This window comes from Amycolatopsis sp. NPDC004169, from assembly GCF_040610315.1.
Classification (GTDB): Bacteria; Actinomycetota; Actinomycetes; order Mycobacteriales; family Pseudonocardiaceae; genus Amycolatopsis.
This window is the reverse complement of the sequence record NZ_JBEXMD010000003.1, coordinates 285,359-298,348: the sequence shown is the minus strand read 5'-3', so window position 1 is coordinate 298,348 and position 12,990 is coordinate 285,359. Positions and strand designations below refer to the sequence as shown.

Here is a 12,990-nt window from a genome sequence, read left to right as displayed (position 1 = left end):
CTGTCACACTTGAGGGCGTGGCAGCCGAAGACGTGGTGGTCGGCTCCCGGTTCACGATCCCGGGAGCCGAGCTGAGCGAGCGCTTTTCGCGGTCGTCCGGCCCGGGCGGCCAGGGCGTGAACACCACGGATTCGCGGGTGGAGCTGTCCTTCGACGTCGCCGCGTCGCCGTCCATCCCCGAGCACCTGCGCGACCGGGTCCTGTCCGGGCTCGGCTCGCGGCTGGTCGACGGCGTCCTGACGATCGCCGCCAGCGAACACCGGTCCCAGCTGCAGAACCGGGAAGCCGCGCGCGGCCGGCTGGCGAACCTCCTGCTCGACGCCTCGGCCCCGCCGCCCGCCAAGCGGCGCCCCACGAAGCCGTCCCGCGGTTCGAAGGAGCGCCGCCTGGCGTCGAAGAAGCGCCGGAGCGACGTCAAGAAGGGCCGCTCCGGCCGCTTCGACGATTAACCCAGCGAGAGGTGCACGCACTCGCCCGCCGGCCGGTAGCCGACGCGGGCGTACAGCCGCGCGATCCCGGCATCACCCGGGGTCAGGAACGCGGTGTGCGCGCCCTTCGCGTACGCGTCCCTGGTCAGGAACGCTGTCAGCGCGGTGGCGAGCCCGCGGTGGCGGTGGGTGTCGAGCACGCCGATGCCGGCGATCTCCGTCGTGCCGTCGACGATTTCGAGAGCCACGCCACCGCCGACGATCTCGCCGGTGGCCAGGTCCTCGGCGAGCGCCGAGGTGACCCCCGCCGCTTTGCTTTTTTCCGCCCGTTCGGCTTCTTCTTCGGTGACGTCGGCCGGTTCGCCGTAGGCGCGGTTCTGCGCCGAGCGCATCCGCCGGTAGTCCTCGCCGGACTCCGGTTCGCGGATGGCGTAACCGCTCGGCGCGGGGTGGTCGGCGAACCCGGCCGGCGTGCACGTCATCAGCGGCACCCGCCGTTCGAGCGCGTACCCCGCCTCGACCAGCAGTTCCTCCAGGCCGGGAGCGACTTCGGTGAAGTACTCCAGCCGCGGGAGCCGGCCCCGCCGCCGGTAGGCCGCGGTCAGCGCGTCGATCTCGGCCGGCGTCGGCTGCGCGCCGTCGTCCGGGATCGCGTAGTTGAGCATCGGGTGGTCGTCCGGCGAATAGGTGGCGAGGAACGGGCCGACCCGTTCGGTCTCCCGGCCGCGCGGTGCCGTCGCGCGGACGTATGCCTGGATCATGTGAGCCTTTCGAAGAGCACGTCGAGGAACCGCGGCCCGCGGACCGGGCCTGCGGGCAGGTCGCTGGGCGTCGGGCCTAGCGGGGGCCGACGCCGGAGACGGCGCCAGGCATAGGCGGTCATTCCTCGAAGTCGAAGTGGCTCTTCCCGCCCATGGTCGCACGGGCGGCAACCGGATTACCGGCGTTCCGGGTGCGCGATGGCCGCGTAGCGGGTGTCCCACACCGATCTCGGCACCCGCAGGGTGCGCGTCGGGGCTTCGCAGATGGTGCGGCGCGGCAGCGGGATCGGCACCGGCGGTGCCACGTCCAGCGCCCGCCAGCCGCGCCGGCTGAGGGCGGCCCCGAGCGTCGCGCCCGCCGTGTTGAGCAGGACGTCGTCGGCGGACGTCACGCGGCCGGTGTGGATCAGATATTGCGTACCCTCCACCAGCACGGACGCGATCAACGCGGCCAGCGCGATCCGCGGCAGCGAACGCAGGCGGCGGATCCGCAGCGGGAGCAGCGTGCCGAGCGGGCAGAGCAGCAGGACGTTGCCGATCACCTGCCAGAGTGATCCGTCGCTGGCGAGCGCGGCCGTGATGTCCGCACCCGGCACCAGGTCCAGCGTGCTGTCAGCGGACCCGCCGACAGGCATGATGACCAGGCAAAACACCAGGAAGGCGACGAGGAGGACAGCGCAGTCGACGGCAGCTGTCGCGCTCGCGCGGCGGGCGGCCATTCTCCGGCGGCGCCTCGCCGCGACCAGTGGCCAGCCGAGCAGCGCGTACGGCAGCGCGATGGCCGAAATCGGAATCATCCCCCAGAAAGCGCGCAGCAGAGCTCCCATGCGCCTCCCTTCTCGAACCCCTCAAGATCTTCGGTGCGCACTGCAATCGACCCCGTGCAAGATCACCTTCGCACCGCAAGATCGGCTCGGCATTCCGAGCGGACCGCACTATTCGGTGATCTTTCCGGTGGCGCCGGTTGTCCGGCCGTGGTTCGGTCAGGGGGCACACTGTCCACAATGGAGATTGTGGACAACCCTGTGGATGATTTCTGGGGACAAGTCGGGAAGCGTTGTGGTGCAGGGAAAGGGCGGTGAGCCGCCCTGTGCACTACTTCGCGGCGAGCTCGCGCGCCTGCTCGAGGAGGGCCTGGAGGTGCAGACCGCGCCGGACGTCGCAGGGGTGCGTCGTGGTGCCGCTCGCGATCATCGCCGCGAAGTCGTCCAGCAGGGCGGTGTAGGACTCCTGCGCCGAGCCCGGCTTGCGCCCGAGCGTCCGGTAACCGTGCTCGCCCCAGACGGCGACCTCGACGACGGTCGGCTGCACCGGCAGCCGCAGCGAGAGCGTGGCCGTGCTGATCACGCCGCCGTCGTGCGCCAGCATCAGGTGCCAGAGGTCGCCGGGGCTCTGCCGGGCCGCCACGACCTCGGTGATCGGGCCGAGCGCGGCGTCCAGCAGGTCCAGCGCGTGCGGGCCGATGTCGAACAGGGCACCGCCGTCGTCCTGCCGCCACTCCGAGGCGGCGTACTGGCCGCCGAGCAGCGCGCCGGAGAGCCAGCGCGCGCCGCCGCCGGCCCAGCCGCCCGCCTTGGCGAGGTCGGCGAGCCACTCCTGCGTCTGCGCGGAGTAGCGCAGGGTCAGCATGACGAGCGCGGCCACGTCCGCGGCGGCGACGGCGTCGACCAGCCGCTGCGCCCCCGCCAGGTCCGCGGCGATCGGCTTCTCCAGGATCAGGTGCTTCCCGGCCTCGGCCGCGCGCACCCCCAGTTCGGCCTGGATCGACGGCGGGACGGCGAACGCGACCGCGTCGACCTGCTCGAACAGCTCCTCGACGCTGCCGGCGGTGGTCGCGCAGTGCGTCTCCGCAAGCGTTTGCGCAGCCTCTGGCCGCCGGGCCCAGACGGCGGTCAGCGCGGTGCCGGGGTGATCCGCCAGTCCGGGTGCGTGGATCGTCGTCGCCCACGGGCCGGCGCCGATCAGGCCGACGCGCAGCTGTCCGTCCGCGATGAGCTGTCCCACGGCCCGCAGTCTAGGTGTGTCCCGCGTCGCTCCGGAACCGCACCTGCGGCGGGCGCCCCCGTGGTTAAGGTGCCTGCATGATCGCCTCCCGTTTCGCCGTCGTCTGCGCTCTCCTGTTCGGCGCCGCCTTCGTGGGTGCCGCACCCGCCTCGGCGGCGGGCACCGACGGGTCCTGCCCGGAGGGCGGCGGCGTGACGGTGGTGGTCGACTTCGGCGATCTCGGCCCCGCGCCGCTGGTCCGCTGCGCCGCGGGCACCCCCGCGAACGGCATCGCCGCCCTGCAGGAGGCCGGGATCGAGGTGGCGGGCTCGCAGAAGTACGGCCTCGCCGTCGCCTGCCGGATCAACGGCAAGCCGGGCCCCGACGTCGAGTCCTGCGCGGGCATGCCGTCGGCGACGGCGTACTGGAGCTACTGGCACGCCTCCGCCGGGGGCAGCTGGACGTCGAGCCAGGAAGGCGCGCAGACCGCGAAGCCGGCTCCCGGCGGGTTCGAGGGCTGGGCGTTCGCGCGGCCGAAGTCGGCGAACGACCTCCCGGCGCCGCCGCGGGTGCCGCCGGTGCGCCAGGTTTCTTCGCCGTCGCCCGCTCCCGCCGCCTCCGCCGACGGCTCGTTCCCGTGGGGCCTGTTGATCGGGGCGGTCGTGATCGTGCTGGTCGGCGGCGCCGGGATCGTCGTCGCCCGGCGCCGGCGTGCGCAGTAGGGCGCTGCACCCCGGCGCCTGGTGGGCCTGGGCGCTCGCGCTGGCCGTCGCGGCCAGCCGGACGACGAACCCGCTGCTGCTCGGCCTGATCATCGCCATCGCCGGGTTCGTGGTCGCGAACCGGCGCAGTGACGCGCCCTGGGCGCTGGCGTTCCGGCTGTACGTCTACGTCGGCGCGCTGATCGTCGCCTCGCGCGTGCTGTTCCGGGTGCTGATCGGCGGCGACGACGGCGGGCACGTGCTGTTCACGCTGCCGCGCATCCCGCTCGCCGCCGGGCTGTCGCTGTTCGGGCCGACGTCGGCGGAGGAGCTGCTCGGCGGCTTCTACGACGGCCTGCGGCTGGCGACGATGGTCGTCTGCGTCGGCGCGGCGAACGCCCTGGCCAACCCGAAACGCCTGCTCAAGGCCGTTCCGGGGGCGCTGTCGGAGGTGGGCACGGCGGTCACGGTGGCGTTGACGGTCGCCCCGCAGCTCGTCGAGAGCGTCCAGCGCGTGCGGCGGGCCCGGCGGCTGCGCGCGGGCCGGACTCGCGGGCTGCGGGCGGTCAAGGGCATCGTGGTGCCGGTGCTGGCGGACGCGATGGACCGGTCCCTGCGGCTGGCGGCCGCGATGGACTCCCGCGGCTACGGCCGCCGGGCCCACCTCGGCACGCGGCTGCGCGGGCTGATCGCGTTCTGCGTCCTGGCCGGGCTGGTCGGCGTGTGCGTCGGCGTCTACGGCGTGCTCGACGGGACGTCGTCCTGGCTCGGCCTGCCGCTGCTGGCGGCCGGGCTGGCGGTGGCCGTGGTGGGCTTCGTCCTCGGCGGGCGCCGGGTGCGGCGGACGGCGTACCGGCCCGACCCGTGGCAGTGGCCGGAGACGCTGGTCGTCGCGGCCGGCGTCGGGGCGTGCGCGCTGCTGTTCGCGACCGCGCGGATCGACGCGGGCCGGCTGTTCCCGTCGCTGAGCCCGCTGCGGTGGCCGGAGGTTTCCTGGGTACACGTGGTGTCCCTGCTGGTCGCGGTGCTGCCCGCGTTCGTCTCGCCCCCTGCTCCGGAGGTCGTTCGGTGATCGAGTTTTCGCGGGTCACGGTGACCTACCCGGACGCGTCGCGTCCGGTGCTGTCGGACGTGTCCCTGCAGATCGAAGAGGGCGAGTTGTGCCTGGTCGCGGGCCCGACGGGGGCGGGGAAGTCGACGTTGCTCGGCGCGCTCAACGGGCTCGTCCCGCACTTCACCGGCGGCCGGCTGGCCGGCCGGGTCGTGGTCGGGGGGTTGGACACGTCGCGGCACCCGCCGCGGGAGCTGGCGCCGGTCGTCGGTGTCGTCGGGCAGGATCCGCTCTCCGGGTTCGTGACGGACACCGTCGAGGAGGAGCTCGCGTACGCGATGGAGCAGCTGGCGGTGCCGCCGGAGGTGATGCGCAAGCGCGTCGAGGAAACCCTGGACCTGCTGGGGATCGCCGAGCTGCGCAACCGTCCACTGCGGACACTGTCGGGTGGCCAGCAGCAGCGCGTCGCGATCGGCTCGGTGCTGACGGCGCACCCGTCGGTGGTGGTGCTGGACGAGCCGACGTCGGCGCTCGACCCGACGGCCGCGGAGGACGTGCTGGCGGCGATCACCCGACTGGTGCACGACCTGGGGACGACGGTGATCGTCGCGGAGCACCGGATGGAGCGCGTGGCCCAGTACGCCGACCGGCTGCTGTACCTGCCGGGCGACGGATCGGTGCGCTCGGGACCACCGGCCGAGATCCTGGCGACGTCCTCGATCGCACCCCCGATCGCCGAGCTCGGGCGGCTCGCGGGCTGGTCACCGCTGCCGCTGTCGGTCCGGGACGCGCGGCGGGTCGCGGGGCCCCTGCGCTCGCGGCTCCAGAAATTGTCGGTGGTGGGTCGTAGTCTCTCGGTGACCGGTTCGGCACTGGATGTGAGAGGGGTGGTGGTCCGATACGGAGATGTCCTGGCGGTGCGCGGGGTCGACCTGCGTGTCGGACCGGGAGAGGTGGTCGCGCTGATGGGACGCAACGGCTCCGGCAAGTCGTCGCTTCTCTGGGCGGTGCAGGGCAGCGGCCCGAGGTCGGCGGGGAAGGTCGACGTCGGTGGAGTGGACCCGGCATCGCTCAAGCCACGAGTGGCCCGTCAGCGCGTCGGCCTGGTCCCGCAGACCCCGGCGGACCTGCTGTACCTCGATTCGGTGGAGGCCGAGTGCGCACAGGCGGACACCGAATCGCAGGTACCAGCAGGAACGGCCCGCGGTCTGCTGGACAGGCTCGCCCCGGAGATCGCCGGTGAAGCGCACCCCGGCGACCTTTCGGAAGGGCAGCGACTGGCGTTGGTGCTGGCGATCCAGCTGGCATCGGCCCCACCGCTGATCCTGCTCGACGAGCCGACCCGCGGCCTGGATTACCACGCGAAGAGGCGCTTCGCGGCGGCCTTGCGAGAGCTGGCCTCGCAAGGCCACGCGATAGTGCTGGCCACCCACGACGTCGAGTTCGTGGCCACGGTGGCGAGCCGCGTGGTGGTCATGGCCGAGGGCGAGGTGGTGGCGGACGGCCCGACGAAGGAGGTGGTCATCGCCTCACCGGCGTTCGCACCCCAGGTGGCGAAGATCCTGGCCCCGCAGCAGTGGCTGACGGTGGACGAGGTCGCCGAGGCGTTGGCGTGAGGAGCGGGAGGGTGAGGACGGGGAGGGTGGGAGGGGGGCGGGGGCGGGGGCGGGGGCCAGGAGAGATCGCCGCCGGAGGCAGCTCACTGGCCGACCCCCACCGCAACCGCGCCGACCTGCGGGTCTCGGCCGGTGAGCTGCGGCATCGCTTCAGTGGCGGTTTGCGCGTCCCGGTCTTCGATCGGCAAGTCGCCGCGCACACCGGCGCCCGCCAGCGGCAACCTGCCGCTGGCGCGAGGCCGGCCACGGTGGCGGGCTACTGCGGCCGCGGACCGGGGGCGGTGATCCCGGCATGACCGACTTCGTCGGCCCACAACCCCGCCTCCTCCGTCTGACCCCGCCGCCTGCGCTGGGCCGCACTGTCGCGAGTCGCCTCGGCCCAATCCGCCAGGTCGGGCTGAGTCCGCGGCCCGCGCTGGCCAGGCTCGTCGCGAGCCTCTTCGGCGCGCGGCCCCGTCCCGCGTTGGTCCTGGCCGTGGCGAGCCTGCTCGGACCGGCCATGCTGCACTGCCAACCGTTCGCTCACCTGAAGCCGGCCACGCCGGCGCCCGCGCGCGTCGAGCGGCCGGCCCGTTGGGCCAAGCCGGCGGTGACCCCGGCATGACCGACTTCCTCGGCCCGCAACCCCGCCCAGTCCGCCTGACCCCGCGGCCCGCGCTGGTCCTCACCACCGCGAGCCTCCTCGGGCTGGCCATGTTCTGCTGGCCCCTCTTCGCCCACCCGCAACCGACCGCGGCCGCTCACACCGGCGACGCGCCCTTCGTCTTCATGGCGACCCTGCCCGTGCTCATCCTCGTCGTCCTCGGCGAGCTGTCGCGCGGGGGCATCGACGCCAAAGCCCTCGCCCTGCTCGGCGTGCTCTCGGCCGTCAATGCCGGTCTGCGGCCGCTCGGGGCCGGGACCGGGGGGATCGAGCTGGTCTTCTTCCTGCTCGTGCTCGCCGGGCGGGTCTTCGGGCCCGGGTTCGGGTTCGTGCTCGGGTCGACGTCGCTGTTCACCAGTGCGCTCCTGACCGCCGGGGTCGGGCCGTGGCTGCCGTTCCAGATGCTGGCGTCGTCGCTGATCGGGCTCGGGGCCGGGCTTCTTCCGCGCGCCCCGCGCGGCAAGGCCGAGATTGCCATGCTCGTCGGCTACGGCGTCTTCGCGGCCTACTTCTTCGGGCTGCTCATGAGCCTGTGGTCGTGGCCGTTCCTCGGCGGTACCGGCACCCAGCTCAGCTACGTGCCCGGGGCGCCGCTGACCGAAAACCTGCACCGGTTCGCCGTCTACACCGTCCTGACGTCGACGCTCGGCTGGGACACCGGGCGCGCGATCACGAACGCCGTGGCGATCGTCGTGCTCGGGCCGGCCGTTTTGGGCGTGCTGCGGCGGGCCGCGAGGCGCGCCGCCTTCGATGCGCCCGTGACCTTCGAGCGAGGTCAGCCGTAGGAGTAGAAGCCGCGGCCGGTCTTCTTGCCGAGGAGGCCCGCGTCCACCATGCGCAGCAGCAGCGGTGGGGACGAGTACAGCGGCTCCTTGAACTCCGCGTACATCGAGTCCGCGATCGCCTTGATCGTGTCCAGCCCGATCAGGTCGGACAGGCGCAGCGGGCCCATCGGGTGCGCGGTGCCCAGCTCCATGCCGCGGTCGATGTCCTCGGCCGAGGCGAAGCCCGACTCGATCATCCGGATCGCCGAGAGCAGGTACGGCACCAGCAGCGAGTTCACGATGAACCCGGCGCGGTCCTGCGAGCGGATCACGGTCTTGCCCAGCGCCGTCGTCGCGTGCTCCTCCGCGCGGCGGGCGGTCTCCTCGCTGGTCAGCAGCGAGGGCACCAGCTCCACCAGCGGCAGCACCGGCACCGGGTTGAAGAAGTGGATGCCGACCACCTGCTGCGGCCGGCTCGTCGCCATGCCCAGCTTCATGATCGGGATCGACGACGTGTTGGACGCGAACAGCGCGTCCTCGGCCTCGACGATCTTGTCCAGCTGGCGGAAGACGTCGACCTTCGCCTGCTCCTGCTCGAGGATCGCCTCGATGACCAGCTCGCGGTCGGCGAACTCGGCGATGTCGGTGGTGAACCGGAGCCTGGCGAGCGCTGCTTCGGCGTCCTCGGCGGACAGCTTGCCGCTCTTGACGCCGCGTTGCAGCGACTTCTCGATGCGTGCCCTGCCCGCGTCGAGCGCCGGCTGGTTCACCTCGGTGACGACGACGTCCAACCCGGACCGTGCGTGCACCTCGGCGATGCCGGACCCCATGAGGCCCGCCCCGACGACTCCAACCCGACTTACCACCGGCTCACTCCTTCATCGGTTCGCAGCCCGGCGCGTCTGTGGACGCGATTTGGGCAGCACACGACGCGCGAGGGTGGTTGCCGGATGTCGCCCGGCTCCACCCTCGCGCGTCTACGCGTGCTCAACGACGGTACTCGTCGTACCCGTCGTCGTACGGGTCTTCATACCGGCTGTCGGCAGAGTCCTCATGGTGGTTGTCACTGGAGGAGTTACTCGACAGCTCGCGCTGCAAAGCATCGAAGTCGGTCTCGTGCGAGCTGTATTTGAGCTCACGCGCCACCTTCGTCTGCTTGGCCTTAGCCCGGCCGCGCCCCATGGCTCGACCCCCTCGCACAGGGGCGGGGCGGCCGGGGGAATCGGCGGCCCCGCATCGTCTCGACAATTCTTTCCTGCTCACACCGTACCGTGTCCGGGGGGTTGGATGCGACGTGGCACGGTGTGCCGGTCGCGACAGTGTCAGCCGGACACCGGTTACCGGCCGGTCGGTGACGATCGGTGCAGGTAGACGTGCCACGATCTACCCGTGCTCCGTCCCTTCGTGGCTTACCTGAGGGTGTACGAACCCCTGCTCGCCCTGGGCGACCCGCCGGACGAACGGCTGCGCGCGGCCGTCGCGGCGGCCAAGCTGCAGCGGACGGACGCGGGTGCGCGCGAGCAGGCCATGTGGCTCAAGTCACAGGTGGCTGCCCCGCGGCGGCTGCTGCCGGCCGAGCTCGCCGACGGCCGTCCGGCGCCGAGCCTGCTGACCGACGTCCTGGTCCTCGACCCCGCGGAAGTCCCGGGCGGCAAGGCCGAGCACGGCCCGCTGGTCTGCCCGCTGGAGCTGCGCGCCCGCTCGGCGGCGGCGCTGGTGACGTTCCTCGGCGACGCGCACCCGGCGCTGAAGAACGTCGTCCTCGACGAAGGCGGCTTCACCCAGGAGACGATCCGCTCCCGGACGAAGGCCGCGATGGCGGACCTGAGCACGTCGGCGGCGCACACGCTGTCGACGACCTGGACGGTCCCGCTGCCGTGGTTCGTGCTGATCGAGCCGGAGGAACGCAAGCTGGTGCTCGGCAACGGCCGCACGGACCCCGCGCGCGAGCTGTCCTGGCGCGCCACCCTCGCCGACGCGCAGCACCGCGCCCGCGAAGCCGGCGAGCTGCTGGAGCAGACCTTCGGCGACTCCGGACCGGGCCGGGTGCTGTACGAGACCCGGCGCTGGCTGGACAACTTCCACGCGGATTCGGTGGTCGAACTCGACTACGGCGGCCTGGTCCAGCTGTTCACGGACCCGGTGCTGGAAGCCGACAACACCGCCGACGAGGTCCACGACATCCTGGACGCCCTGCGCTCGGGCAACGTCGAGGAGCTGGCCGAGCTGTTCTCGGACCTGCGCGAGTTCTGGGGTGACGTGGCCGCCAGGGAACGCGCCAACTAGTGGACAACCCCGTGCCCCGGCGCCGCTGAACGGCCAAAACTGTCGGTCCCTGCCGCTAGCGTGGAAACGGGGGCTGCTCAGCGCAGCTCCGGCACCCGGACTTCCCCCACCGGCTGCCCGCCGCCGAGCACCACCGGCCGTCGCAGCTCCTCGAGGCCCGACACGTCCGCCCCCAGGTACCGCAACGCCTCCACCGCCAGCGGGGCGCAGGCCCGCTTCGCGCCGTCGTCCATCTTGATCGCGACCGCGAACCCGTCCGGCAACGCGAACGCCTGGACCCCCTCGGCCCCGCCCTTCGCGACCAGACCCTCCACCGCGGACATCAACGCCGTGTCCTCGCGGCCCGTCCCGGCCACCAGCCACGGGTGCGCCCGCATCGCCGATGCCACCTCGGCCTCGGGGCCGCCGGGTGCCACCGCGATCCGCCCGAACGCCCGCGCCAGCCCGGTCAGGGAGAACGCGAACAGCGGCGCCCCGCACCCGTCGACGCCCGTGTGGGCGATCGGCTCTCCGGTCAGCGAAGACACCGCCTCGGCGAGCGACCGCTGCAGCGGGTGGTCCGGCGAGGCGTACTCCGCCACCGGCCAGTCCGCCCGGACGCACGTCGTCAGCATCGCCGCGTGCTTGCCCGAGCAGTTCATCATCACGCGCCGGGGCTCGGCCGCGTCGCGCATGCTCGGGACGTGCAGCGGGAAGTCCTCGGGGCACACCAGGTCGTCTTCGCTCAGGCCGGCGGCCGAGAGCAGCTCCAGGACCCGCTTGACGTGCCCGGGCTCGCCCGAATGGGACGCACACGCCAGCGCCAGGTCCTCGCCCGAGAAGCGCAGGCCCGCCCGCAGCATCCCGACCGCCTGCAGCGGCTTGTTCGACGACCTCGGGAACACCGGCGAGACCACGTCGCCCAGCGCCAGCCGGACGCCGCCTTCGGGGCCGGTGATGACCAGCGCTCCCCGGTGGACGCTTTCCACGAAATCGGACCGGACCACTTCGGCGAGCACGGGGTTGGTCACTCGCCGCGGCCGCCTTCGTTCTCCAGCAGCTCGTCCACTGTGGCCGATCCCTGCTGGTAGCGCTGCGCGATCTCCGCGTTCAACGTGTCCATCACGCCCTGGACCTCACGGCGGAACGACGACACCGACAGCTCTTCGCGCGCGTACGTGTCCAAAGCGGAGGCGAGCTTCTCGTCCGAGAGGGACCCGACGTCGGTCAGGTCCGTGTCCCCGATCAGGGCCTCCGCGTGACGCCGGTGCTCACCCGCGCGGGACGGCTCCAGCTGCTGGTGCCGGCCCGAACCGGCAGCCGGGCCGAGTGCGTTGTCCGCGAGGATCGTCGCCAGCTGGTCGACGATGCTCGCTTCGCCGCCCGAGCTGCGCCGGGCCTGCTCCGCGCGCACGATGTCGATCCGGGCGTGCAGGAGCCGGCGCAGGTAGGACAGGTCGGTCTCTTCCTGCGCGGCTTCGTCACGCCGCTCGCGCAGCACGTTCAGCGGCAGTTCACCCAGGCCGCTGAGGTACCCCGGGCCGAGCACGCGGTCGATCCGCCGCCTGCCACCGGGCCGCACTTCGATCACAGCGCAGTTTATCCCGGTTGAGCGTGATCTCGCTGTCAGGGCCTTTCGATCAGCCACGGAGTTGCGCGGCTGCCGCACGGCCCGGCGCCGGCTGTTCGGCGGGCACCGAATCGGGGTCGATGGCGGCCTGGACGAGGTTGTCCTCCGAGCCCGCCAGCAGCTCCGCGTTCACCGGTGTCGAGCGCTTGACCAGCGCCAACGCGATCGGGCCCAGCTCGTGGTGCTGGATCACACTGCCGATCCGGCCGACCGCGCGGCCGTCGAGCAGCACCGGGTCACCGGTTTCCGGCGTGATCTCCGGCGAACCGTCGAGGTGCAGCAGGAGGAGGTTCCGGGGCGGACGTCCCACGTTGTGGACCTTCGAGACGGTTTCCTGGCCGCGGTAGCAGCCCTTCGCGACGTGCGCGGCCGAACCGACCCAGCCCACCTCGTGTGGGATCGTGCGGTCGTCGGTGTCGATGCCCAGCCGCGGCCGCACCGACTCGACGCGCAGCGCGTCGAACACCCAGCTGCCGGCCGCCCGCGCGCCCGCGTCGGTGAGCCGCTGCCACCAGTCCGGCAGGGCCGCGCGCGGCACCGCGAGGTCGACGCTGGAGCGGCCCGGCCACGGCATCCGCCGCGCGAAGCCGCCACCCGGCAGGGCCGTCACCGCGTACGGCTCCGGGCCGACCTCGGCGCCGACCGCGCTCAGCACGCGCTCGGCGTCCGGGCCGAGCACGGTGAGCAGCGCGAGCTCGCCGGTCGCGTCCCGGATGTCCACCTTGGACCAGAACTTCATCGCTTCGAGGTACTCGCGCAGCGTCTGGGGACCGCCCTTGGGCAACGCGCTGGTGACGCTGGGGCCCGGGTCGGTGTCGAGGTACACCGTGCCGTCGAGGTGCGCGACCACCATGTGCGTCTCGACGCGGCCCTGGCTGTCGAGGACCAGCGCCTCGGTGCCGGAGCCCTCGGCCAGCCCGGTCACGTGCTGCGAGATCACCAGGTGCAGCCACGACAGCCGCTCTTCGCCGGTCACGGCGAGGAACTCGCGGTGCGAGCGGTCGATCACGACCACGCTGCGCGAGGCCGTGCGCTGCTCGGCGAACGGGTCTCCCCAATGCCAGGGGACGCCGGCTTCGGGGTGGTTGTCGGGCGGAGGGATCGATCCGGGCACGTCCAGCAGCGGCGAGCGGTACGGCATACCTCCC

The 12,990-nt window shown here is 72.7% G+C and carries 15 protein-coding genes; 7 read left to right on the top strand and 8 right to left on the bottom strand.

Translation table 11 applies throughout. The annotated features are described in order from the left end of the window. Window positions 1-32: 32 nt before the first annotated feature. A complete protein-coding gene (gene arfB / locus ABZX11_RS06075) occupies window positions 33-449 on the top strand; it encodes an alternative ribosome rescue aminoacyl-tRNA hydrolase ArfB (RefSeq protein WP_176178072.1) in 417 nt (138 codons plus the stop codon). Here the strand turns inward: arfB and ABZX11_RS06070 are convergent. From ABZX11_RS06070 to ABZX11_RS06060, 3 genes are all read right to left on the bottom strand, one after another. Continuing rightward, the gene (locus tag ABZX11_RS06070; RefSeq protein WP_354910342.1) at window positions 446-1,189 is read right to left on the bottom strand and encodes a GNAT family N-acetyltransferase; all 744 of its coding nucleotides are present in this window, start codon (window positions 1,187-1,189) and stop codon (window positions 446-448) included. The two genes, arfB and ABZX11_RS06070, sit on opposite strands and share 4 nt — an antisense overlap. A 176-nt stretch (window positions 1,190-1,365) precedes the next feature. After that, the gene (locus ABZX11_RS06065; RefSeq protein ID WP_354910340.1) at window positions 1,366-2,016 is read right to left on the bottom strand and encodes a VanZ family protein; all 651 of its coding nucleotides are present in this window, start codon (window positions 2,014-2,016) and stop codon (window positions 1,366-1,368) included. A gap of 268 nt (window positions 2,017-2,284) precedes the next feature. Further along, window positions 2,285-3,193, bottom strand: coding sequence for a Gfo/Idh/MocA family oxidoreductase (locus ABZX11_RS06060; protein ID WP_354910337.1), 909 nt, complete (start codon window positions 3,191-3,193; stop codon window positions 2,285-2,287). Window positions 3,194-3,270: 77 nt separating this feature from the next. On the opposite strand from ABZX11_RS06060, the gene ABZX11_RS06055 reads away from it, so the two are divergent. The 5 genes from ABZX11_RS06055 (at window position 3,271) to ABZX11_RS06035 (ending at window position 7,968) form a co-directional block, all read left to right on the top strand. Further along, window positions 3,271-3,894 carry a hypothetical protein gene (locus tag ABZX11_RS06055; protein ID WP_354910335.1) on the top strand — a complete coding sequence of 208 codons (624 nt, stop codon included), beginning with the start codon at window positions 3,271-3,273 and terminating at the stop codon, window positions 3,892-3,894. Next, complete coding sequence (locus tag ABZX11_RS06050) at window positions 3,884-4,945, top strand: CbiQ family ECF transporter T component (protein WP_354910332.1); 1,062 nt, start codon at window positions 3,884-3,886, stop codon at window positions 4,943-4,945. The genes ABZX11_RS06055 and ABZX11_RS06050 overlap by 11 nt, the downstream gene beginning before the upstream one ends. Next, complete coding sequence (locus ABZX11_RS06045; protein ID WP_354910330.1) at window positions 4,942-6,540, top strand: ATP-binding cassette domain-containing protein; 1,599 nt, start codon at window positions 4,942-4,944, stop codon at window positions 6,538-6,540. Before ABZX11_RS06050 ends, ABZX11_RS06045 begins: the two co-directional genes overlap by 4 nt. A gap of 292 nt (window positions 6,541-6,832) precedes the next feature. After that, complete coding sequence (locus tag ABZX11_RS06040) at window positions 6,833-7,144, top strand: hypothetical protein (protein WP_354910327.1); 312 nt, start codon at window positions 6,833-6,835, stop codon at window positions 7,142-7,144. Beyond that, window positions 7,141-7,968, top strand: coding sequence for an ECF transporter S component (locus ABZX11_RS06035; RefSeq protein WP_354910324.1), 828 nt, complete (start codon window positions 7,141-7,143; stop codon window positions 7,966-7,968). Before ABZX11_RS06040 ends, ABZX11_RS06035 begins: the two co-directional genes overlap by 4 nt. Here ABZX11_RS06035 and ABZX11_RS06030 read toward each other — a convergent pair. Together ABZX11_RS06030 and ABZX11_RS06025 are read right to left on the bottom strand one after the other, a co-directional pair. Continuing rightward, entirely contained in the window at window positions 7,959-8,813 is an 855-nt protein-coding gene (locus ABZX11_RS06030; RefSeq protein ID WP_303246984.1) for a 3-hydroxybutyryl-CoA dehydrogenase, read from the bottom strand. The two genes, ABZX11_RS06035 and ABZX11_RS06030, sit on opposite strands and share 10 nt — an antisense overlap. Window positions 8,814-8,934: 121 nt before the next feature. Next, window positions 8,935-9,129: a DUF3073 domain-containing protein gene (locus tag ABZX11_RS06025; protein WP_091319261.1), complete on the bottom strand. Its 195-nt coding sequence runs from the start codon at window positions 9,127-9,129 to the stop codon at window positions 8,935-8,937. Between the two features lie 207 nt (window positions 9,130-9,336). Here ABZX11_RS06025 and ABZX11_RS06020 point away from each other — a divergent pair, with 207 nt between their 5' ends. Continuing rightward, a complete protein-coding gene (locus ABZX11_RS06020) occupies window positions 9,337-10,233 on the top strand; it encodes a hypothetical protein (RefSeq protein WP_176174144.1) in 897 nt (298 codons plus the stop codon). Window positions 10,234-10,310: 77 nt separating this feature from the next. On the opposite strand, the gene ABZX11_RS06015 is transcribed toward ABZX11_RS06020, so the two are convergent. From ABZX11_RS06015 to ABZX11_RS06005, 3 genes are read right to left on the bottom strand one after another with little or no spacing between them, the layout of a single operon-like run. Then, complete coding sequence (locus tag ABZX11_RS06015) at window positions 10,311-11,243, bottom strand: asparaginase (RefSeq protein ID WP_354910321.1); 933 nt, start codon at window positions 11,241-11,243, stop codon at window positions 10,311-10,313. Further along, window positions 11,240-11,803: an aerial mycelium formation protein gene (locus ABZX11_RS06010; protein ID WP_176174146.1), complete on the bottom strand. Its 564-nt coding sequence runs from the start codon at window positions 11,801-11,803 to the stop codon at window positions 11,240-11,242. Before ABZX11_RS06010 ends, ABZX11_RS06015 begins: the two co-directional genes overlap by 4 nt. Window positions 11,804-11,852: 49 nt before the next feature. Next, complete coding sequence (locus ABZX11_RS06005; RefSeq protein ID WP_354910318.1) at window positions 11,853-12,983, bottom strand: folate-binding protein; 1,131 nt, start codon at window positions 12,981-12,983, stop codon at window positions 11,853-11,855. Between the last annotated feature and the right edge of the window lie 7 nt (window positions 12,984-12,990).